The 20,531-nt window shown below is 66.4% G+C and carries 19 protein-coding genes; 6 read left to right on the top strand and 13 right to left on the bottom strand.

The window, feature by feature from the left end:
* Positions 1-157: 157 nt before the first annotated feature.
* Positions 158-619 (bottom strand): Lrp/AsnC family transcriptional regulator, encoded by a 462-nt coding sequence (locus PUN51_RS02515; RefSeq protein ID WP_275179969.1) that lies wholly within the window; start codon positions 617-619, stop codon positions 158-160.
* 160 nt (positions 620-779) lie between these two features.
* Here PUN51_RS02515 and pdhA point away from each other — a divergent pair, with 160 nt between their 5' ends.
* From pdhA to PUN51_RS02500, 3 genes are read left to right on the top strand one after another with little or no spacing between them, the layout of a single operon-like run.
* On the top strand, positions 780-2,006 hold the full coding sequence (pdhA, locus tag PUN51_RS02510) for a pyruvate dehydrogenase (acetyl-transferring) E1 component subunit alpha (RefSeq protein ID WP_275179763.1): 1,227 nt from the start codon (positions 780-782) through the stop codon (positions 2,004-2,006).
* Positions 2,003-3,115 carry an alpha-ketoacid dehydrogenase subunit beta gene (locus tag PUN51_RS02505; protein ID WP_275179761.1) on the top strand — a complete coding sequence of 371 codons (1,113 nt, stop codon included), beginning with the start codon at positions 2,003-2,005 and terminating at the stop codon, positions 3,113-3,115. The genes pdhA and PUN51_RS02505 overlap by 4 nt, the downstream gene beginning before the upstream one ends.
* Before the next feature lie 2 nt (positions 3,116-3,117).
* Positions 3,118-4,644 (top strand): dihydrolipoamide acetyltransferase family protein, encoded by a 1,527-nt coding sequence (locus PUN51_RS02500; protein ID WP_275179760.1) that lies wholly within the window; start codon positions 3,118-3,120, stop codon positions 4,642-4,644.
* Positions 4,645-4,721: 77 nt separating this feature from the next.
* Here the strand turns inward: PUN51_RS02500 and PUN51_RS02495 are convergent, their stop codons facing one another.
* Entirely contained in the window at positions 4,722-5,012 is a 291-nt protein-coding gene (locus PUN51_RS02495; RefSeq protein WP_275179759.1) for a hypothetical protein, read from the bottom strand.
* Between the two features lie 197 nt (positions 5,013-5,209).
* Between PUN51_RS02495 and PUN51_RS02490 the strand changes: the two genes are divergently transcribed.
* Positions 5,210-6,148 carry a lipid kinase gene (locus tag PUN51_RS02490; RefSeq protein ID WP_275179757.1) on the top strand — a complete coding sequence of 313 codons (939 nt, stop codon included), beginning with the start codon at positions 5,210-5,212 and terminating at the stop codon, positions 6,146-6,148.
* 18 nt (positions 6,149-6,166) lie between these two features.
* Here the strand turns inward: PUN51_RS02490 and PUN51_RS02485 are convergent, their stop codons facing one another.
* The 7 genes from PUN51_RS02485 to PUN51_RS02455 form a co-directional block, all read right to left on the bottom strand.
* A complete protein-coding gene (locus tag PUN51_RS02485) occupies positions 6,167-7,249 on the bottom strand; it encodes a DUF1648 domain-containing protein (RefSeq protein ID WP_275179756.1) in 1,083 nt (360 codons plus the stop codon).
* Positions 7,246-7,638: a GntR family transcriptional regulator gene (locus PUN51_RS02480; protein WP_224026805.1), complete on the bottom strand. Its 393-nt coding sequence runs from the start codon at positions 7,636-7,638 to the stop codon at positions 7,246-7,248. Before PUN51_RS02480 ends, PUN51_RS02485 begins: the two co-directional genes overlap by 4 nt.
* Positions 7,639-7,940: 302 nt before the next feature.
* Positions 7,941-9,500 (bottom strand): ArnT family glycosyltransferase, encoded by a 1,560-nt coding sequence (locus PUN51_RS02475; protein WP_275179755.1) that lies wholly within the window; start codon positions 9,498-9,500, stop codon positions 7,941-7,943.
* Positions 9,497-11,143 carry a glycosyltransferase family 2 protein gene (locus PUN51_RS02470; RefSeq protein ID WP_275179754.1) on the bottom strand — a complete coding sequence of 549 codons (1,647 nt, stop codon included), beginning with the start codon at positions 11,141-11,143 and terminating at the stop codon, positions 9,497-9,499. Before PUN51_RS02470 ends, PUN51_RS02475 begins: the two co-directional genes overlap by 4 nt.
* 222 nt (positions 11,144-11,365) lie before the next feature.
* Positions 11,366-12,643, bottom strand: a complete 1,278-nt coding sequence (locus tag PUN51_RS02465) for an RNA polymerase sigma factor (protein ID WP_275179753.1) — start codon at positions 12,641-12,643, stop codon at positions 11,366-11,368.
* Positions 12,619-12,954 carry a YciI family protein gene (locus tag PUN51_RS02460; RefSeq protein ID WP_159631069.1) on the bottom strand — a complete coding sequence of 112 codons (336 nt, stop codon included), beginning with the start codon at positions 12,952-12,954 and terminating at the stop codon, positions 12,619-12,621. The genes PUN51_RS02465 and PUN51_RS02460 overlap by 25 nt, the downstream gene beginning before the upstream one ends.
* A 143-nt stretch (positions 12,955-13,097) precedes the next feature.
* Positions 13,098-13,646 (bottom strand): hypothetical protein, encoded by a 549-nt coding sequence (locus PUN51_RS02455; protein WP_275179751.1) that lies wholly within the window; start codon positions 13,644-13,646, stop codon positions 13,098-13,100.
* Positions 13,647-13,801: 155 nt separating this feature from the next.
* On the opposite strand from PUN51_RS02455, the gene PUN51_RS02450 reads away from it, so the two are divergent.
* Positions 13,802-15,253, top strand: coding sequence for an FAD-dependent monooxygenase (locus PUN51_RS02450; RefSeq protein WP_275179750.1), 1,452 nt, complete (start codon positions 13,802-13,804; stop codon positions 15,251-15,253).
* A 327-nt stretch (positions 15,254-15,580) separates the two neighbouring features.
* On the opposite strand, the gene PUN51_RS02445 is transcribed toward PUN51_RS02450, so the two are convergent.
* A complete protein-coding gene (locus PUN51_RS02445) occupies positions 15,581-16,318 on the bottom strand; it encodes a GAF and ANTAR domain-containing protein (protein ID WP_275179748.1) in 738 nt (245 codons plus the stop codon).
* 143 nt (positions 16,319-16,461) lie between these two features.
* Here PUN51_RS02445 and PUN51_RS02440 point away from each other — a divergent pair, with 143 nt between their 5' ends.
* On the top strand, positions 16,462-17,640 hold the full coding sequence (locus PUN51_RS02440; protein ID WP_275179746.1) for an acyltransferase family protein: 1,179 nt from the start codon (positions 16,462-16,464) through the stop codon (positions 17,638-17,640).
* On the opposite strand, the gene PUN51_RS02435 is transcribed toward PUN51_RS02440, so the two are convergent.
* Genes PUN51_RS02435 through PUN51_RS02425 form a run of 3 tightly spaced genes read right to left on the bottom strand, consistent with a single transcriptional unit; the run spans position 17,637 to position 20,341 of the window.
* Positions 17,637-18,419, bottom strand: a complete 783-nt coding sequence (locus PUN51_RS02435) for a cation diffusion facilitator family transporter (protein WP_275179745.1) — start codon at positions 18,417-18,419, stop codon at positions 17,637-17,639. The two genes, PUN51_RS02440 and PUN51_RS02435, sit on opposite strands and share 4 nt — an antisense overlap.
* Positions 18,416-18,742 carry an ArsR/SmtB family transcription factor gene (locus tag PUN51_RS02430; RefSeq protein WP_275179743.1) on the bottom strand — a complete coding sequence of 109 codons (327 nt, stop codon included), beginning with the start codon at positions 18,740-18,742 and terminating at the stop codon, positions 18,416-18,418. The genes PUN51_RS02435 and PUN51_RS02430 overlap by 4 nt, the downstream gene beginning before the upstream one ends.
* A 60-nt stretch (positions 18,743-18,802) precedes the next feature.
* Complete coding sequence (locus PUN51_RS02425; RefSeq protein WP_224026797.1) at positions 18,803-20,341, bottom strand: LCP family protein; 1,539 nt, start codon at positions 20,339-20,341, stop codon at positions 18,803-18,805.
* Between the last annotated feature and the right edge of the window lie 190 nt (positions 20,342-20,531).

Below are 20,531 nucleotides of genomic sequence, written 5' to 3'. Positions count from 1 at the left end.
TTCTTCCCACACCGTGCAGACTCAAGGCGGAAAGGGGCAATCCAAGTAGTAGTCCCCGCTGACTTCGGGTACTGCTATGGAGCGCTCACATTGATGAAATCTTGCGTACCTGGAACATCAAATGCGGGAATAAGTACTGCCCTGGGCGCTGAATTTCCTACCGCGTATCCACGTCCTCGAACACCAGGAACGTCTGCGTGTCCAGGACTCCAGGCATGGTCTGAAGTTGGTCGAAGATGACCCGGCGGAGGTCGATGTTGTCCACGGCCCGGACCAGCAGGATCACGTCGAAGTCGCCGCCCACCAGCGCGATGTGGTGCACCTCCGGGATGGCGCCCAGCTGGTCGCGGAGCTCACGCCAGGAATCCTGCTTCAGCTTCAGCGTCACGTAGGCCGAGGACTTCAGCCCCGCCTTGATGGGATCCACCAGCGCCGTAAACCGGGTCAGCACCCCGTCGCCGGTCAGCCGGGCGATCCGCGAGTACGCATGCGCCCGCGAGATGTGAACGTTTTCCGCCACTTGAGTGACGGACATCCGGCCGTCCCGGGTGAGCTCGGCAATGATGCGGCGGTCAATCTCGTCCAGCGGAACCTCGGCAGCAGCATCTTTGCCCGGCATTTTGTCCACGACTCCCGTCGGTAATCCACGTCACAGTTACAAATCGTCTCCCATAATAGGCATTTCTGAGCAGCTTCTCCACGATTTGCGCAGGTGCTGGATACGAAACCTGCGTCAGGACAATACTGGGAGGGAATAGTGGCTACCGAAGGACGGACCAATGACGATCTCCGCAGACCACACCGCGCCGGACACCACCAGCAGCGCAGCGCCAGACAATGCGCTGACGGAGGCCGTGAAGAAGTTCGGCATCACGGTGGAGGACTACATGCTCCCCGCCCGGCACCAGATCCAGATGGTGGACCCGGACGGCCGGCTCAAAGCCGGCAGTGAGCAGGGCACCCAGCCCGGCCACGAATACCCCGTGCCCGGCGACAAGGAACTGCTCGCCGCGTACAAACAACTCGTCGTCGGCCGCCGCGTCAATGACCAGAACTCCGCCCTGGTCCGGCAGGGCCGCATGGCCGTCTACCCCTCCAGCCACGGACAGGAAGCCTGCCAGGTGGCCGCCGCCCTGTGCCTGTCCGACGGCGACTGGATGTTCCCCACCTACCGTGACGCCGTGGCCGTGATGACCCGTGGCGTGGACCCCGTCCAGGTGATGACCATCTTCCGCGGTGACTGGCACGGCGGGTACGACCCCCTCAAGTACAAGGTGGGCATCCAGTGCACCCCGCTGACCACCCAGCTGCTGCACGCCGTCGGCGTTGCCCACGCCGCCAAGCTGCGCGGTGAGGACACCGTGGTGCTGGCCATGTGCGGCGATGGCGCCACCAGCGAAGGCGACTTCCACGAAGCCCTGAACTTCGCCGCCGTATTCCACCTGCCGGTCATCTTCTTCGTCCAGAACAACAAGTACGCCATTTCGGTGCCGCTGGCACACCAGTCCGTGGCGCCGTCGCTCGCGCACAAAGCCGTGGGCTACGGCATGGCGGGCGAACGCGTGGACGGCAACGACGTCGTGGCACTCCTCGCCGTCCTGGACCGCGCCGTAAAACTCGCCCGGGAAGGCTCCGGCCCCCTGCTGGTGGAGGCCAACACGTACCGCATGCAGGCCCACACCAACGCGGACGATGACACCCGCTACCGGGAAAGCGCCGAGGTTGCGGAGTGGCGGGCCAAGGATCCGGTCAACCGGATGCGCACTTACCTGACGGACCGCGGGCTGCTGGACGACGACGGCGAGGCAAGGATCGCCGCGCACGCTGAGGCGGTTGCCACGCAGCTGCGTGAGGGCCTCGGCGAGGATGTCCCGGTGGACCCGCAGGAGCTCTTCCGTCACGTGTTCGCGGTGCAGACCCCGCAGCTGAAGGAACAGTCCGCCATGCTCGCCGACGAGCTGGCCCGCGACGCAGCAGCCACTGACTCGAAGGAGGCCGGCAAGTGAGCCCCACCATCACCACCTCATCCGAAGCCAACGGCAACGTTTCCGCCGCCACCGCCCGGGCGGCAGCCTCCGCCGCGGCGTCGGCCGAGGCCGCCGGCCCGCAGCCGGTCACCATGGCCAAGGCCCTCAACACCGCGCTCGCCGACGCCATGTCCGCGGACTCCTCAGTCCTGGTGTTCGGCGAGGACGTGGGCATGCTGGGCGGCGTCTTCCGCATCACCGACGGCCTCACTGCCACGTTCGGCGAGCAGCGCTGCTTCGACACCCCGCTGGCCGAGTCCGGCATTGTGGGCATGGCCGTGGGCATGGCCATCAACGGCATGCGGCCCGTCATCGAAATGCAGTTCGATGCGTTCGCCTACCCGGCGTTCGAACAGATCGTCAGCCACGTGGCCAAGATGCACAACCGTACCCGCGGCATGGTCAAGCTGCCCATGGTGATCCGGATTCCGTACGGCGGCGGCATCGGGGGAGTGGAGCACCACTGCGACTCCTCCGAGTCCTACTACGCCCATACCGCCGGGCTGAAGGTCTACACGCCGGCCACCGTCGCGGACGGCTACCGCATGCTCCGCGAAGCCATCGACTCCGACGACCCGGTGGTCTTCATGGAGCCCAAGAAGATGTACTGGACCAAGGACTCCGTAGACCTGGGCGAGCTGCGGCGCCTTCATGCGGAAAGTACGACGGCGGGACGCACCTCGGAGGGGAGGGCCGCCGTCGCGCGTCCCGGCACTGACGCGACGCTGATTGCGTACGGTCCGTCCGTGCCTACTGCTTTGGCTGCCGCCGAGGCGGCGGCGTTGGAGGGGCGCTCGATGGAAGTGATCGATGTGCGGACCATCGTCCCGTTCGACGATGAGACCGTATGCGAATCGGTGCGCAAGACCGGCCGCGCCGTGGTGATCGCGGAGGCGCATGGCTTCGCGTCCGTCTCCTCCGAGATCGTGGCCCGGGTGCAGGAGCGCTGCTTCCACTACCTGGCCGCCCCCATCCGTCGCGTGACCGGGTTCGACGTCCCGTACCCGGCGCCCAAACTCGAGAAGTACTACCTGCCCGGCGTGGACCGCATCCTCGACGCCGTTGACGACCTTCAGTGGGAGAACTGACCATGAGCGAACCACGCGTATTTTTGCTGCCGGACCTGGGTGAGGGCCTCACCGAGGCTGAACTGGTGGCCTGGCATGTCTCTGTAGGTGACGAGATCGCCGTCGACCAGCCGATCGCCGAGGTGGAAACCGCCAAGTCCGCAGTGGAGGTGCCGTCTCCGTATGCCGGGATTGTGGCCGAGCTGCACGGGAAGCCGGGGGAGACCTTGGATGTGGGGAAGCCGCTGATTTCGGTGACGCCCCTCTCTACTGGCGTCGCCGCGGATGATGCCGCCCCCGCCCCTTCGCCGGACGGCCATGCTGCAAGCAGCGTGCCGTCCGGCTCCGACAGGCCCGATGCCACTCCCGGGGCGGCATCATCCGCGGCGGCTGAGGCGGAAGCGTACCGGGAGGAAGAAAAAGCTGGATCTGGAAATGTTTTGATCGGGTATGGAACTCCCGGCGGCCATGGCCAGGCGCGACGCACCCGTGCCCGGAAGTCTTCCGTGGCCGTGGCTGAGCCTGCCGACTCCACTGCTCCCGAGTTGTCCAAGGAAGACGAGCTCGCGCTCCTGCGTACCCGGGTGCCCGGAAAGCTTGGCGCCGTGATCTCTCCGCTGGTCCGTCGGATGGCGCGGGAGCACGGCGTGGACCTCGGGGACATCTCCGGTTCCGGTGACAGCGGGCTGATCATGCGCCGTGACGTGGAGGCCGCCCTGCGAACCACCGCGCCGGCGGCTGCGCCCGCGGCAGCACCGGAAGCCGAGCCGGTTGAAGCGCCTGTGGAAGCACCGGTGCGTCCTGCTGAGTCCGCCGAAGCCCAGGGCCGCGACGCGCGGACCGGCCTTGCCGTCGCGGCCCGCACGCCTGTCCGCGGCGTGCGCAAGGCCGTTGCCGCGAACATGGCCCGCAGCCGGTCCGAGATTCCGGAAGCAACGGTCTGGGTTGATGTGGACGCCACGGCCCTGATGGAGCTGCGCGAGGGGCTGAAAGCCAGCGGTGTGGAGGTCCCGGGTTTGTTGGCTTTCATCGCCCGGTTCGTCACGGCGGGGTTGAAGAAGTATCCGGAACTGAACACCCGCATTGAGACTGCCGACGACGGGTCGCAGGAGATCGTGGCCTTCGACGGGATCAACCTGGGTTTCGCGGCGCAGACCGACCGCGGCCTGGTGGTGCCTTCCGTGCGCGGGGCGGAGAAGCTCAGCGCCAGGGAGCTGGATGCGGAGATCCGCCGGCTCACCCAGGTGGCGCGCGACGGCAAGGCGACCCCGGCTGAGCTGGGCAGCGGAACGTTCACGCTGAACAACTACGGCGTGTTCGGCGTCGACGGCTCAGCGGCGATCATCAACCACCCGGAGGTGGGCATTCTCGGCGTGGGCCGGATCATCGACAAGCCGTGGGTGGTCAACGGGGAGCTGGCCGTCCGCAAGGTCACCGAGCTGACTTTGACCTTCGACCACCGGGTCTGCGACGGCGGCACGGCCGGGGGCTTCCTCCGCTTCGTGGCCGACGCCATCGAAAACCCCACGTCCCTCCTGGCGGATATCTAGCCGAATGGAAACCTGGGGTTGGGCATATCGGAAACCTCGTGCTCCTGTAGCCCAACCCCGGCTCGGTACCTGTCTTTCTACCCCTTAACGGGGAAATCATTGTCCTGGTAGAAGAAGGTGGGGTCATAGAAGTCCACGGAGGGCGGCAGGAGTTTGAAGCAGAGGAGCCCGTCGTTGTTCCGGTCCTCGGCTTTTATCGCTTTTTCGAATCCTGCTGTTGCATAGTCCTTGATGATTTGTTTAACTGTTAGCTTTTGAAAGCCCTCAGGGCAACCGGTTCCTGTGGTGTCTGCACTCGCCGGAGCAGCAAGACCAATGGTGGAAGCGGCCAGTACAGCACAAACGGCCGTAGCCTTTCTTGTCCTCATTTTGGTGCCTTTCACTACCGGAGACCGATTGGATAACCCCAGCCCGACCATCTGGTTTGGCCGGACTATCAAGGTAGGGGAACAACAGCGTCGGGCCTACCGTACGCGCAAGTATTAGGGGCAAAGTTGGGGCGCGACTGCTGGTGACTTTAGGGCTACCCAAGGCAAAAGAGGCGGAAATTGATCCTCAGCCTAGGATGGTCCCCACGAAGGCTGCCCGAGACGCCAACTCCGTTGCCGTGGTGATCAATGCCGGCGCGCGCCGGGCGGCGCTACCCGACCTGGCGGTGGAGAAGCTGCAAAAGGCCGGGTTGCCCATTTCCTCTGTGCATCACGTCCGGCAGGGCAGCGAACTGCCGGGGACACTCAAGCGGGTTGTGGCGGGCGGCCACGACATGGTGGTCGTGGGCGGTGGGGACGGCACGGTGTCCTTCGCCGCCGGCCAGCTGGCGGGGACGGGAACAGTGCTCGGGATTCTTCCGCTGGGAACAGCAAACGACCTTGCCCGCACCCTGGAAATTCCGGGCGGCCTGGACGCCGCGTGCACTGCGCTCGCAGACGGGAAGGTAGTGGATATTGACCTGGGGCGGGCGAACGGCTGGCCTTTCCTCAACGTTGCGTCGGTGGGACTTTCGGTTGGAGTTACGGAAAGGCTCAGTCCCCGCCTGAAGCGGTACCTGGGACCAATGGCGTACGGGGTTGCCGCCGTACGCGCCTATTCCCGGCACAAGCCCTTCCGCGCCCGGCTCGAATTCCCGGATGGCGACCATGGAACGCTCGAGCTGCCGGATGTGCTGCAGGTGGCCGTCGGCAACGGCAGGCATTACGGGGGCGGCAACGCGGTTTCGCCGACGGCAGGCATAGACGACCACATCCTGGACGTGTACGCCATTCCCGGGGCGCCGCTCCGGGAACATGTGCGGATCGCTCGACTGCTCAAAGATGGCAGCTTTGTGGAGCGCGACGGCGTGTACCACCTGACGACCCGGCACGTCCGCTTGGTGACGCAGCCATCCCTGCCGGTTAACCTCGACGGCGAAATCGCCACGGCTACTCCCACTGACTTCACCATCGAGCGCAATGCCGTGCATGTGGTGGTGCCGCGGGCAAGCAACGCTGCGGTCCTCGACGGATAGCGCCTGAACAGTAACAGCTTAGATGGCGAAGCGGAGGGCAAGCACCAAGCCGATCAGCGCAACCACTCCAGCCAGCAGCATCGCGGCCCTGGGGTTCCCGAAGTTCAATGTCCATCCAATGCCGAACCGGCGCGGCACCAGCAGCACCGGATCCTCCCGGTTGACGTAGATCAGGCCGCCGCGCCAGTACCTGTCATCGTCGCGGTGCGTCAGGCCCGTGTCCTCCCCATTTTCGCTGCGGTCCCTGTTGTTCCTGGCCAGGACCGCTACGGTTGCCGCCACGGAAGCCAGGACCGGGATCACGATCACCAACGGCGCCCACCGGGTCACCGTTCCGGTCCACATCAGCAGCGAGGATCCCATCAGTCCCAGGTCAATCATGGCTACCAGCCCCAGCACGGCCTTGGCGCCAAGCGACATGTAGTGCCGGGCCCAGCGCGAGGATCCCATCGGGCGGGCCGGGTCAAGGTCGGGCCTGCTGCGGACGACGGCCGCCGCAATGCCCGCCAGGAATGCTGTGAGGCCCAGCTGCAGGAAGACCAGGGAAAAGGCCGCCCCCACCGACTTCGCTTCCACCCTGTTGGGGACACCGTTGGCGCCAAAGTGCACGGCGAGGGTCTGGGGCATGGACGGGTACATCAGGATGCCAATTACGGCGGTGGAGGCCGTGATGACCGCGGCCGGTGCCAACCAGAGCCAGGGGAACCGCGGGGGATTGGTCCTTAGTTCCGTGTCCACGGCGATGCCCTGGTGCAGACCTTCGAACCAGCCGCCGGCAAGCTTCGCTGCCCGGATCTCCTGGTGGGCCAGAAAGAAGCAGCCGTACCAGGTGGCCACCAGCACCAGTACCGACAACGGCAGCAGCAGGGGTTGCCCGGTCACCGCCACGCTGACCACGCCGGCTGCCGCAATGATGCCCCCGCAGATCAGGACGCGCCGCCGGTACAAGTGCGCCTGCCCGGTGATGACCGGATCGGCGGCATACCGGGACGGGATCCGGACTCCGAAGGGGATGGTGTTGCTGGTGACGGACGGCAGCAGCAATGCCAGCAGGAGAACCAGCCCCAGCAGTACAAAGCCCAGAACGGCGGAAACAATCATCGCGTGTCCTCCTGATCCGCGGCACCAAATGAATCGAGCAGGGTCCGGCAGGCCTGGAGCACGTCGTCGGCGGGCATTCCGCGGGCCACGGCCTCCGCCAGGAGCGTCCTGGCCCTCGCGGTCCAGTCGGACGGAAGGAGCTGGCCGGTGGCCGCCGCGGTCACTACCGCCCCGGTACCGCGGCTGAGACGGATCAGCCCCTCTTGGCGAAGGAGATCGTAGGCCTTGTTGACTGTGTGGAAGTTGATGCCGAAATCGGCGGCGAGCGTCCGGGTGGGCGGCAGCGGGCTGCCTTCGGTCAGTGCGCCGTGTGCGATTGCTTCCACGATCTGGTCCCGGATCTGCTGGTAGATCGGCACATCAGCAGCCAGATCGACGTTGAGGATCAACGACCCTTCACCTTCCTACCTTTGTTCTATTAGTTATAGAACAAAGGAGCCGCAATCGCCAGACCTCCTTCCCGCGCCCGGCCCAGGCCGCCGCCGTCGTGCTTTATTTTCTTGATTAGGGTCTTTACGCACTGGCAGCAGCTCATTAAAGTGGACAGCGTCATAGTCCGGATGGGCGCCGGGGGCGTCCGGGAAGGGGGATTGCGCATCACCGCTGACCGATACCAGAAGACAAATGACCACTACGTTGAAGGCCCCTCCTAGGAGGGGCCTTCCCTTTGTTGTGCAACGGCCACACCAAGTCACTGGGGGATGTGGTCAAACCTCTGGTAGATCCGCCAGGTGTGGCCGGACGCGGCGTCGGTGACCGTGTCAGTCTGTGCGAAGCCGAACTCCTCCGGCTGCAGCTGTTGGCCGATCGGGGTGCTCCGGTCAAGGACGACGAGCTGGAAGTAGTTGTCCTCCAGCGCGTGCTGGTAGGCCTCGAGCCCCTGGAAGACCCTGTCGCCTTCATCGGGGTCGTCGTAAAAGAACGAACCGTCGTACGTCGCCGTCCACTGCCAGGGTCCGGTCTTGTCCTTCAGCGAATACATCAACGGCTCAGGGACTTCAGCGAGCGTGCGGATCCAGGGCATGGAGTCCACGGCGAACTCGACCGTGTTGTGCAGGGGAGTGGTGGCAGGCCACACGTGGAACAGCTTCTCGGACTGCATCAGTCCCGTCACCAGCACGGCGTAGCACGCCGCCGCAACGAGCAGAACGGTGACCTTCCGCCCGGTGCGTACCAGGGCCGATAGCACTGCCCCGGCCAGCGGCGCACCGAAAATGATGCCAAGGGTGAGGTGCTTGTGCAGGGACACGGCCTCGCCCATCCAGATCTGGTAGCCGGTGGCCGCGATGGTACCGGCAAGCATCAGCACCGCGAGGACCGGTTGGCGGCGCATCAGGTAGATGCCGCCGGCGATCATGAGGGCGAAGGTGAGACCGGCCCACAACCCCACCTGGCCGACCAGCGTGAGGAGAGGGGTCTGGTGCACCATGGCGGCCCGGTCCGTGGTGGTCTTCTGGAGGCCCGCCAGCAGCGCCGACCCCCAGGTCAGCGCCGAGCCCACCAGCAGGACCAGCGCGGTGAGCCCGGCAACCGCGCCGCGGGCCACCGCCCTCGCCCGGGTGGAGCGGACCGCCCACCCCACGACCAGGGTCAGCAGCATGACGAACGGGACGTCGATGGCCGAGGAGTATTTCAGCAGCACGGCCAGGGAGCAGAGGACCCCGATGGGCACGCCCCACACAATGGAGCGGTTGCGCTTGCTGGACCAGATGCTCAGCGCGGCCGCCCAGGCGATGAGGGCGAAGCTGGGGGCGTCGAAGGTGGCGAAGTTGGACAGGAAGATGACCGGCGCAGAGAGGGCGAAGACGAAAGCGGCGAAGATGCCCGCGGTGCGTGGCCGGGCGTGGTGGTCGAACAGCACGTTTGTGCCCCAGTAGACCGCCGCCGTGGCGCTGAGCATGCAGACCGTGGAGAACAAACGGGCCAAGGCCAGGCCGCCGAGCCGGTCCAGCAGTGCACCCAGCACCGGGTAGAGCATGGGTGCACCGGAGAAGAATGACTCCGGATGCGTGTACACCACCACGTGCGGGTCCGCCCAGGATTTCAGGATCCAGTCGCCGGTGTACAAATACAGCGCTTCGTCCTGGAAAGCGGTGTTGCTGAGCCGGAGCGCCGAGACCGCCTGCACCAAAAGGATCAGGGCGATGGGAATGCGCCGGATGTACTTGTCCGCGCTGGGCCGTTTGGCAGCCGGAAGGAATGACTCCAGCGCCGCCCGCCACGTGGGACGGGCGGCGACGCCCGTGCTCACGCGCTCTCCACGATTGCCACAGCGGCTGGTTTGGCCGCAGAGAAGATTCCCCGGCCCATCGCCAGGATCCCCACCGGAACGAACACGTAGGACGAGAGCGCGAAGAGGACAATGGCGGCCCAGAACTGCTCGATCCCGTATTGGTTGACCCCCAAGCACAAACCCACCAGGGTCAGAGCCTGGGTGGCCAGGATGTATGGACCCATGAAGGACCGTACCCGCCGGGCGACGGGGATCTGCGCCGATGCGCTGCCGGTGGGCACCCATTCCGACACCAGGCCCCGGAACATATCAGCGATGCAGAAGAGGTGGGCGAAACCATAGATGGCCTGGACGCGCAGCACGTCCAGCCGCCAGCGGCCCAGGGAAACCACCGGCAGCGCGATCAGCCACAGCACAATCGCGCCCAGCAGTGGCAGGGAGTTGAGCGGCGTGATGTTCGCCGGGAAAAAGAACGCCATGACGATCAGCGGAATGGGTGCGAGAAGCGCCAGCATCGCCGTGCTCATGTAATACAGGAAACCTGACCAAAAGCTCATCCGCTGGGGCAGCGTCAGCGACGGGGTGTCGTGGAATGAATCCGCCGCCACGAGCGACATCGATCCCTCACACCAGCGGTACTGCTGGGAAATAAACGAATCGATGTCTGTAGGGCACTGGCCCCGGGAGAGCAGCACTGGCACATACTTGAGCTGGTACCCCTGCTCCTTCATGTGGAGGCCCGTGTAGACGTCCTCGCTGTGGCCGATCTGCGGGAAACCTCCGATGGCCATCAGCGCCTGGCGGCGATAAACGGCTGATGTGCCCACGCAGATTGCGGCGCCCACCGCATCCCGCGAGGGCTGGATGAAGCGGTAGAACATCTCCTGGGTGGCTCCGGCACACCGCTCCAGCCAGGACATCGACTTGTGGGTGTAGAAGTGTTGCGGGCTCTGCACGATCCCCACCGTCGGATCGTCCAGGTACGGCACGAGCTCCAGCAGGAAGTCCGGCCGGGGCACGAAGTCCGCATCGAAGATCACCACGTGATCGCCGGACGTGCGCTCGAAGGCGTGCTGAAGGTTCCCGGCCTTCTTGAAGGCGTTGCCCGGCCGGGCCACGTAGCCAAAACCGCTCCCAACGGCGAGTTCACGCACTTCCTCGCGCCCGGCGTCGTCCAGTACATGGACCCGGAGCACACCCGGCCACTGCAGGTTCCGGACGTGGTGCGCGGTGTTGGCCAGCACCTCCAGATCTTCCCCGCAGGTGGGAATGAAGACGTCGACACTCGGCACCTGGGTGGGTTCCCACAGTTCGACGGTGGCCGCGTGGTCAGCCATTGAAATGCGCCGGCGGTTGGTGGAGGTCCGGAGGCTGAGGCACTGTTCGGTGACCAGCAGGACGAGTGGCAGAAGGAACACCAGGGTCCAGTAGGACTGGGTGGCCAGGCCGACGAAGCTGACCGCAAAACCGGCCATGGCCAGCGCAGACAGCCAGAACACCCAGCGGTGCTGCGGCGTGCGCAGATAGGAGTATTTCTCCCCGTCCCGGGGCGGCATGAGCCATGCCAAGCCGGTCCGGCTGGGGACGATGGTGGGGCTGTCTGCCGCATTTCCGAGGGCTGGTGGGCCGCCGGGCCGCAGCCGTTGCACGTCAAAAAACATGGTTGCTCCCGATGAGTCGCAGTCTTCGCTTCCAGGCAGGTGTGCTGCGATGGCGACTTGTAGTTCCAGTGTTGCTACCTTGGCGGTGAAGTCAGCCTAGGTTGCGGTCTGCAGGCCTCGATACAAGAGGTGGTACCTGTCTTTTCGGCCGCGAGGCGCCAAAGAACTACTTGGACTACTGGCAAAAGCGGACGCGGGAGCGGACCTTCAGATGCGCGGCCGTCACTCGCCCAACGCGCTCAACCGGCCATGGAGGAACCGGCGCTCAGCGTCGTTGTCCGTGAGGGTCAGCGCCTCCTCGAACGCCACCCGTGCCTCTTCCGGGCGGCCAAGCCGGACCAGGAAATCCCCGCGTGCGGCAGCCAGATACGGGTAGCGGGCCAATTGCGGGTCGCCTCCCAGGACGTCAAGTTCCGCCAGGCCTTCCGCGTAACCCACCGCGAACCCCAGGGCGATGGCGCGGTTGAGCCGGACCACCGGGGACGGCCACCTGTCCATGAGCAGGTCGTAGAGAGCCAGGATTTCCTGCCAGTCGGTGTCCAGCCAGGACGGGCTCTCGTCATGCACGGCTGCGATCGCCGCCATGAGGGCGAAACGCCCCGGAGGCCGTCCGGCAAGTGATTCCCCCAGGAGCGCCACGCCTTCCGCGATGGCCTGCCGGTCCCACTTGGACCGGTCCTGGTTCTCCAGGAGAACCACCTCATCCTGGTCATCGACCCGGGCGTCCCTGCGGGCCCCGGTGAGCAGGACCAGGGCCAGGAGTCCGGCCACGTCGCGGTCTCCGGGAAGCAGGACGCGCAGCATCCTGGCCAGTTCCAGCCCGCGGTCGGCGAGGTCCCGGCGCATCAGGTCAACGCCCGACGGGGCGGTGTGCCCGGTGGTGTACACCAGGTACACCACCGACAGCACGCCATCCAGCCGCCCGGGCAGCTCGCCTGCCGGCGGCACCCGGTACGGGATATTGGCCGCCGCGATCTTCTTCTTGGCACGGGTGATGCGGGCCGCCATCGTGGCCTCGGGGACGAGGAACGCCCGTGCCACCTCGGCCGTGGACAGCCCGCACAGCAGCCGCAGCGTCAGGGCCACCCGGGCGTCGAGTGCCAAGGCAGGATGGCAGCAGGTGAAGATGAGCCGGAGCCGGTCGTCGGGGACCTCTTCGGGCGCCATGTCCGGCAGGCCGCCGTCGTCATCCTCCCGCCCAAGCAGCTTGGGCAGCGCCCGTTGAGCCGTTGCCGCACGCCGGTGCATGTCCAGGGCCCGCCGTCGTGCCGCCACCGTGAGCCACGCCCCCGGGTTCCGCGGAATGCCGCTCGTTCCCCAGGTGGCCAAGGCGCTGGCGTACGCCTCCTGGACGGCTTCCTCGGCGGCATCGATGCTGCCGGCAACACGGACCGTGGCCGCCAGGACGAAGGCCCATTCACGGCGGTGCGCGTCAGCGACCGCCGCGGCAACCTCCGGGCTGGCGGCCTCCGGCATCAGTTCGCCACCCGTACGGGCCACACCTCAACTCCGACGCCGGCCGGAACTTCCTTGGCGATCTCAAGCGCCTCATCGAGGTCAGCTGCCTCGATGAGGTAATAGCCGCCCAGGGTTTCCTTCGACTCGGCGAACGGGCCGTCCGTGACCAGGAACCCGCCGGCCCCGTCGCGGCGGACTGACGTCGCCGTGGAGGAGGGATGCAGGGCTGCGCCGCCGAGCAGGGACGCGCCGTGCCGTTGCTGGAACTCCTGATAGCTGGCGCTGATGGATTCCCCTTCGGCCTGCCGGGCCACGGCCTCGTCCTGGTAGATCAGGATCAAATACTTGGACATGTCATGCTCCTTTGCCGTTTGTGCAGAGCCCCTTCACCGGGCTCCTACCCATACGACGTGCACGGGACGCACAAATCGACAACAGCACGAAGCGATTTTCAAGGGCGGCTTCCGGGCAGAAGCCGCGTGCCGCCGTCGTGACGTCACCCTTCTGCAATGTCCGCACCCAGGCGCTCCTGTAGCTTGTCCAGCGTCTCGGGGTGCCCTGCGATCTCTACCTTGCCGCCGTCCGTCATCAGCGTCAGGGCCTGGACCTCAAATTCCTGGATGTAGTTGCGGTCCTTCCCGGTCACGTTGCGCCGCTCCGGGAGCAACTGATGCACTGTCAGCGTGCGAGGCCGCCCTGACGGCTCGAGCGAGTCGTAAACCGCAGGTTGGAAGTGGATAGTGCCGGCGCCGGGTGTCAGAATCCCTTGGCTCCAGATGCGTCCAAGCGAACCGGTGAGCGCTTCCGGGTAGCGGATGTAAGCCCGGATTTGGCCGTGTTCCTCGAGACGCGCCTTTGCCTTGAGCCGCTGCCGCAAGCCAACGTAAGCGAACGCCGCATAGCCCAGGGTCCATATGACGGCAGTGACCAGGGCGTCTTCCAGGGTGTGTCCGACGGCCATCCAGACCCCCGTAGTGAGCACGAAATATGCCACGTAACCCAGGGCAAAGGCTTTGTAGGGATGTGCCCGGACCCAGTCCTTCATGGGGAAATACTAAACAGGGCCGGGGGGCGTGGCCATCGGCAGCCGCTGCCGGCCGCCGCAGTGCTCCCCGCATTTCCAAGGTACCTCGCAGTGGGGGCCTTGCCGCAAGGCCCCCGTCCGGCCGCATACTGGCCGTCGAACAGAACGGGGACGGTATGCATGACGCGGTGATTGTGGGCTGCGGACCTACGGGGTTGATGCTGGCGGGCGAGCTCCGGCTGGCGGGAGTGGACGCGGTTGTCCTGGAGCGGCGCCCCTCCCCGGAGCTGGCCGGCTCGCGCGGCGGCGGAATCCATTCGCGCACTATTGAGCTGCTGGACCAGCGCGGCATCGCGGAGCGCTTCCTCGCCGCGGGCAAGACCGTCCAGACGGCCTCCTTCGGCAATACGCAGCTGGACCTGGGCGGGCTGCCCACACGTCACCCGTACACGCTGGCGTTGTTCCAGAACCACATCGAGCGGCTGCTGCTGGAGTGGGTGGAGGAGCTGGGCGTGGAGATCCGGCGCGGCGTGGAGGTCACCGGAGTTTCGGCGGACGACGACGGCGTGGAGGTCCAGCTTGCCGCCGGCGGACCTGTGCGGGCCCGCTACGTCGTGGGTGCCGACGGTGGGCGCAGCATGGTGCGGCGGGCAGCGGGCATTCCGATGGTGGGTCCGGATGCGACGCGGAGCAGCCTGATCGCGGAGGTGGAGGTGGCGGGGGAGCCCGTTCAGCAGGGGAAGGTGGACGGGCGCGGTATTCATGGGCTGTACCCGATGGGCGGCGGTGTGGTCCGGGTGGTGGTGACCGAAGGCTCCCTCGGCCCGGCCACCGAGCCGACCCTGGCGGAGCTGCGCCAGGCACTGACGGACGTGTTCGGCACCGACTTCGGGGTCCACAGCCCCACGTGGCTGTCGCGCTTCACGGACGCCACCCGGCAATCGGAGTCCTACCGGAAGGGCCGGGTGCTGCTGGCCGGTGATGCCGCCCATGTCCATTCACCCACGGGCGGGCTGGGCATCGGCCTGGGGCTGCAGGACGCCGTCAACCTGGGCTGGAAGCTGGGGGAGGTGCTGCAGGGCATCTCCGGCGCCGGGCTGCTGGACACCTACCACGCGGAGCGCCACCCGGCGGGGGAGCGGGCGCTCAAGTACACCATGGCCCAGTCCCTCTTTCAGAAGTCCGATCCGCGGCAGGAAGCCCTGCGCGACCTGCTCGGCGAGGTGCTCCGCGTTGACGGTGCGGGAGCTCCGATCGCGGCACTCATCACCGGGCTCGACGTCGCCTACGACGTGGGTCCGGGCCACCCGCTGCTGGGCCGCCGGATGCCGGACCTGGACATCATCACTGGCGCCGGGCCGGCCAGGGTGTACGGACTGCTTCACCGGGCACGGCCGGTGCTGCTGGAATTCGGTGGCCCGGGGCTGGAACCTGGCGCGTGGGCCGGGTACGTGCAGCACGTCCGGGCAACGTACGACGGCGCGTGGCAGCTTCCCGTGCTGGGCGCGGTTGCCGCGCCAACGGCAGTCCTGGTCCGGCCCGACGGCTACGTGGCCTGGGTGGGCGAGGGATCAGCGGACGGACTCACCGAGGCCCTCGGCACGTGGTTCGGCAAATTGGGGCGGTGAAGCGTTCATGAGCCATCCGGGCGCCACGGATGCATTAATCGCAGGAAGTTGAGCAAAAACTGCGGGAACGCCCCTATTGCCAAGCGGCACGCGTTTGTTAGGCTGATCCCCGGGTCAGGCAGGCGGCCCATCTGTTGCTGCCTAAGGAACCCTTCTCCACCGCCACCCCGACTCGCTCCGGGCCGCTGGCCAACCATTCCCAGGCATGCGACCGTCCGTGAAGCCGACGCGGATGTGGCCCAGGGTATCCAATTTTCGGGGGTGGGCCACATCCCGTCTTACACTCCGGGGACCAGCAGCGTCGCTGGCCCCCGGGCCACGGACTCTTCAGTCGTCGAAGTGGGCCTTCGCATCCTTGCGGCCTGAGAAGCGGTTCACCAGTCCCTCGGCGAGCTCGTTGAGCTTTTGGTTCCTGCTGTTGGAGGCGCTGCGGAGGACGTCGAACGCTTCGTCCTTGGTGCACTTGTTTTGCGCCATGATGATCCCGCAGGCCAGGTCGATGACGGTCCTGGTGTCCATCGCGGCTTTCAGGTTGTCGGCGCGCTGCTCCGCTGATGCGATCCGCACGGCCAGCCGGAGCGCCTTGCCCGCCATGTCGCCGAACCTCGCCGCGTCGGCGACCGCCCGCTCACTGAAGAGTCCGCTGACGGGAGCAAAGAAATCGAGGACCGCGCCGGCGTCGTTATCCAGTTTCATGGGTACGCCCAGCGAGCTGGCGACGCCCGCGGCGGAAAGCGCCGTGCGGTACTCAGGCCACCGCGGGTCCGAGGACACGTCATCCAGCAGGACAGGAACCCCGGTTTCGAGGGCCTCGATGCAGGGCCCGTCTCCCAGCGATTGTTCAATCCGGTCCAGCACCACGGCCCTGCTGCTGCTGCCGCCGATGGTGGCGGTGCGTTTGCGGCGGTGCAGGGTAACGGCGCACTCGATGGGCTCTCCCGTGGTGCTGGTCATGGTGGCCGCCGCATATCCGGTGAGGTCGTCGAGGACGGATTTGATGTCCTCCATTCCGGCGATGAGGTCCACAAGCTCTTCGAGGTCTTCTGCCATGTCCTGGTCCACCATGCCTTCAATGTAGAAGCGGCGGCCAGCCTCCACAAGGGCGCTCTGGACCCTCTCTTGCCAGCCGCCGCCCAGCTGCCGTACAGCGCAGTTATGGAAACGTTATATATGCTTGCTTAGTGGTTTTGAGGTCAAGCAGCGCAAATTTGTCAGCACCAGCAGGTCCGGCGGCGCCCGGAACAGGGCTCCTCGCCGGGCGCAAGCATGCCCTGGACGGGCTCCGGATCATCGCCGTTGCCGGCGTGTTTTTCTTCCACACGGCAACCGAGTCCATGCCGGGGGGCTCCATCGGCGTGGACGTGTTCTTCACGCTCAGCGGCTTTGTGATCACGCTGCTGCTCATGAAGGAACGGATCGCCACCGGCAGGCTGCACCTGGGCATCTTCTACGCCAAGCGCCTGGCCCGCCTCTGGCCGGCGCTGTTGGCCCTTTGCGCTGTGATCGTGGCGGCAGGCGTCGTGTTTCCCGACTCAGGCTGGGGCGGGCAGGCGGGGTTTGTCCTACCCGCTGCCGGCTACGTGATGAACCTGGCGCACTTTGGCATGTTCGGCGACTCCATTGCCGGCGAAACCCTGGGCCCCACGTGGACGCTGGCCGTGGAGGAGCAGTTCTACCTGGTGTGGCCGCTGCTGTTGCTGGTGATGCTCCGGTTCTGGAAGGTCCGCACCACAGCCATCGCCACCGTGGCCCTGGCCGCAGGTTTCGTGCTGAACCGGTTCCTGCTGGTCAACGCGGGCAAGCCGCTGGACCGCATCTACAACGGCCCGGACACCCGGGCCGACGAACTGCTGATCGGCTGCGCGCTGGCGTTGCTGTTCACCGCGGTGCGGCAGGGTTCCCGGCTGCACAACGCCATGGCATCGGTGGCCCGCTGGGGTGCCCCGCTTGCCGGCCTGGCCCTGGTGGCCGCGCTGTTCCTGCTGAAGGAGCCCGATACCCCCGGAGCCTGGTTCAACACGTTCTGGACGGTGGGCCCCACGGCGCTCGCGCTGATCTCGGCCGTCTTGATCGGCTCGCTGGTCCTGCAGCCTGCCGGTTTCCTGTCGCGCATCCTCAGCCATCCCTGGCTGGCCCGCCCGGGCCGCGATCTTTCCTACGCCATGTACCTCTGGCACCTGCCGGTCTACCTGCTGCTGATGCCCCTCATCCCGGCCCTTCCGCTCCGCATCGCCCTGACCGCAGCCTTCACCGTGCTGCTGGCGTACGCGTCCTTCCGCTTCGTTGAGCGGCCGCTCCGGCTCTGGGCGAACCGGAAGCTGGAGCCCGCCGTCGTGCCTTCCTCCGCCGGCCCTTCCCGGGCATCCGTAGGGGCGTCAGCAGGCTAAGTGCCGCTGGTCCTCTGTCCGCTGCCTGAAAACCCGTCTTTCCTGACGGTTGGCAGGCCCAGGGGCTGTCCGCCGGCAGAAGCGGACGCGGGACTGGACGCGGAGCAGCCCGGGCAGCAGCCCGTACTTTCTTCCAACGCGTCCACGCGGGGCGGAACAGCGCAGCAGGAGTCCCCGCGCCAGGCGTTGATGCCTTCACGGACGGCAATGGCGGCGATGACCAGTGCTGCTCCGGCGTCGGCCCACCACCAGCCCAGGCTGCTGTTCAGGACCAGGCCCACCAGCAGCACTGCGGAGAGGTACGTGCACAACAGCGTCTGCTTGGAGTCCGCTACAGCCGTCCTGGAGCCAAGTTCCCGCCCGGCACGGCGCTGCGCCCAGGACAGGATGGGCATGATGGCCAGGCTCAATGCCGCAATGATGATGCCCGGCACCGAATGCTGCGCTTCCCCGGCCCCGACCAAGGACCGGATGGCATCCACCGCCACGAAGGCGGCCAGGGCGAAGAAGGAAACGGCGATGATCCGCAGCGTCAGATGCTCGCGCCGCTCGGGGTCCTTGGCAGAGAACTGCCAGGACAGCGCCACGGCGGAGGCCACTTCGATCACGGAATCCAGGCCGAAGCCGATCAGCGCGGAGGAATCAGCCGCGCCGCCGGCCCACAGTGCCACGATGGCCTCAATGATGTTGTAGGTGATGGTGGCTGCTGCCAAGAGCCTGATCCGCCGGGTCAGAATCCGCCGGCGATCCGTGCTGGGTTCAGTAGGTGCCCCGGTCACGCCAGGCACTCCCCGTCAGGCGCGCAGCACGCAGGGTCAACAGCCAGGACAACGTTCAGCAGGTCCTTGATGGCATGACCGATCCGCGCGTCCGCCAGCTCGTACCGGCTCCGCCGCCCATCCGGCACGGCAACCACCAGGCCGCAGCCACGCAGGCAGGTGAGGTGGTTGGACATGCTTTGGCGGGACACCTTCAGGCTGTCCGCCAGGTCCGAGGGATAGGACGGCGACTCTGCAAGAGCCAACAGCACCCGCGCACGGGTGGGGTCCGAGACCGCATAGCCGAAGCGGGCCAGCACGGGCGCATGGGTGAGTGTCTGCATCCTCCCAAAGTACAGCCGTTGCTGTATTCAGGCAAAAATGGATCCCTTGCGTGGGCTGGTTTAGTAGCCGGTGGGGTTGGCTGACTGGCAGGTCTGGTCGCTGCCGGTCTGCGCCACCACGCTGCCGGAGGAGTCAGCGGACGACGGCGGTGCAGCGGGCTTGTCGCCGGTGGCAAAGTCCGTGCCGGCGTACAGCTGCACGCCCTGGATGTTCGCCACCTGCTGGACGCTGGTGGCCGGCAGGCCGAACAGTGCTGCCACATCGGCAGCGACGTCCTCGAACCCGGCGGAGTAATAGACCATGGTCTGGCTCTGCGCCTGGGCCTGCAACTTGGTCAGTTTGGTGAAACCGGCATCCGAGAGCAGGCCGGCAATCGCGTTGCTCCGGCCCGTGACCCCGGTGCCGTTGGCGATGGAGACCGGCTGCAGCGACTTGTCGTAGGCCGGGGCGGCGGGTGTTGCGGGCGTCTCCGTGGGCGCCTCGGGGGCAGGCTGGCTCAGGTCCGGGCTGTTGCGCAGGGCGGCGAAGAAGTTGGACGCCGCCGGTTCATCGAGGGTCAGCCGGTTGGGGTCCTGCGGCGACGGCACCGTGGGGGTGGTAATGAAGTTGATGTTGGCTGGATCGATGTTCTTCAGCCGATTGGCGATGGTGAGCAGCGACGGGATGGAGGACAATCCCGAATCAACCGTCAGGTTCTTGGTGATGGTATCGGCGATGGTCAGCGTCTTCTGCGGGTTGCCCAGGGTTCCCTCGGACTTGAGCTTGCGGCTCAGTGAGGCCAGGAAGCCCTGCTGGGCCTGGATGCGGCCCAGGTCTCCGCCGTTGGCGAAGGCGTGCCGGGTGCGCAGGAACGCCAGCGCCTGGTCGCCCTGCACCTGGGACTTGCCAGCGGGCAGCGTCAGGTGCGAATCGGGATCGTTGACGGCGGCGGTGACGCAGACCTCCACGCCGCCCACTGCGTTGGAGAGCTCCTTCACGGCGTTGAAGTCAGCCATCATGAAGTGGTCCACTTCCAGGCCCGTGAGCTTGTTCACCGTGTCCACGGCGCAGCCGATGCCGGCCTGGGCCATGGCGCTGTTGATCATGGCGCTCTTCTGCTCGGGATACTTCTGGTTGGTCTTGGAATCCGTGCACGCGGGCACGTCCACCAGCAGGTCACGGGGGAAACTGATGACGTTGACGTGCTTGTTGTCCGCCGAGATATCCAGCAGCATCATCACGTCCGACTGCCCGTAGCCGGAGGACTGGTCCGCCGTGCCGAACTGGCTGTTGTTGCCTTCCCGCGTGTCCGAGCCCAGCACCAAAATCTGCAGACGGTCGGTGCTGTCATTCACGGCGCCCTCGGTGCGCTGGCCGCCGGCGGTCAGCTCCGAGGTGCTGATGTTGGACTGCAGGCGCCAAGCCCAGTAGCCGCCGAACGCCAGGACGCCCAGGAGCAGCACCGACACCAGTGCGGTGACGGCCTTGACCCAGCGCGGGGCACGGCGGAAGGGGCGACGGCGGCGGGAACTGGCCGCGTACAGCTCGCCCTGGCCTGGGTAGGCGGCGGGGCTGGCGGCTTCCTGTTCCGGGCCGGGGGATTTTTTGGAACCGAACACGACAAAATGACCTTCGGGAGGGGACAGGTTTCCGCTACGCTACACGCCCAAGCTGGCAATTCGCCCAGAACACTTGGCCTGTCGGGTGTCCCGGTGCCGTGCGCCGGGCGCAGGGGCGTACTCTTTCTTCTCGGCGGTACCCGCCCCGGAGATGGGCCCGGCCATGGGGGAAGCCCTGGTGTGCAGGCTG

The sequence above is a fragment of the Arthrobacter sp. NQ4 genome (genome assembly GCF_029077345.1).
Classification (GTDB): domain Bacteria; phylum Actinomycetota; class Actinomycetes; order Actinomycetales; family Micrococcaceae; genus Arthrobacter.
The sequence above is the reverse complement of the archived record's forward strand: the minus strand, read 5'-3'. Positions and strand labels throughout refer to the sequence as shown.

Excerpts from the sequence above, each read along its gene's own strand:
- PUN51_RS02460 (WP_159631069.1), bottom strand. The coding sequence starts at position 12,954 with ATGTCCAAGTATTTGATCCTGATCTACCAGGACGAGGCCGTGGCCCGG.
- PUN51_RS02430 (WP_275179743.1), bottom strand. The coding sequence starts at position 18,742 with ATGCAGACACTCACCCATGCGCCCGTGCTGGCCCGCTTCGGCTATGCG.
- PUN51_RS02495 (WP_275179759.1), bottom strand. The coding sequence starts at position 5,012 with ATGAGGACAAGAAAGGCTACGGCCGTTTGTGCTGTACTGGCCGCTTCC.
- pdhA (WP_275179763.1), top strand. The coding sequence starts at position 780 with ATGACGATCTCCGCAGACCACACCGCGCCGGACACCACCAGCAGCGCA.
- PUN51_RS02515 (WP_275179969.1), bottom strand. The coding sequence starts at position 619 with ATGCCGGGCAAAGATGCTGCTGCCGAGGTTCCGCTGGACGAGATTGAC.
- PUN51_RS02470 (WP_275179754.1), bottom strand. The coding sequence starts at position 11,143 with ATGTTTTTTGACGTGCAACGGCTGCGGCCCGGCGGCCCACCAGCCCTC.
- PUN51_RS02485 (WP_275179756.1), bottom strand. The coding sequence starts at position 7,249 with ATGATTGTTTCCGCCGTTCTGGGCTTTGTACTGCTGGGGCTGGTTCTC.
- PUN51_RS02490 (WP_275179757.1), top strand. The coding sequence starts at position 5,210 with ATGGTCCCCACGAAGGCTGCCCGAGACGCCAACTCCGTTGCCGTGGTG.
- PUN51_RS02455 (WP_275179751.1), bottom strand. The coding sequence starts at position 13,646 with ATGAAGGACTGGGTCCGGGCACATCCCTACAAAGCCTTTGCCCTGGGT.
- PUN51_RS02500 (WP_275179760.1), top strand. The coding sequence starts at position 3,118 with ATGAGCGAACCACGCGTATTTTTGCTGCCGGACCTGGGTGAGGGCCTC.
- PUN51_RS02450 (WP_275179750.1), top strand. The coding sequence starts at position 13,802 with ATGCATGACGCGGTGATTGTGGGCTGCGGACCTACGGGGTTGATGCTG.
- PUN51_RS02445 (WP_275179748.1), bottom strand. The coding sequence starts at position 16,318 with ATGGTGGACCAGGACATGGCAGAAGACCTCGAAGAGCTTGTGGACCTC.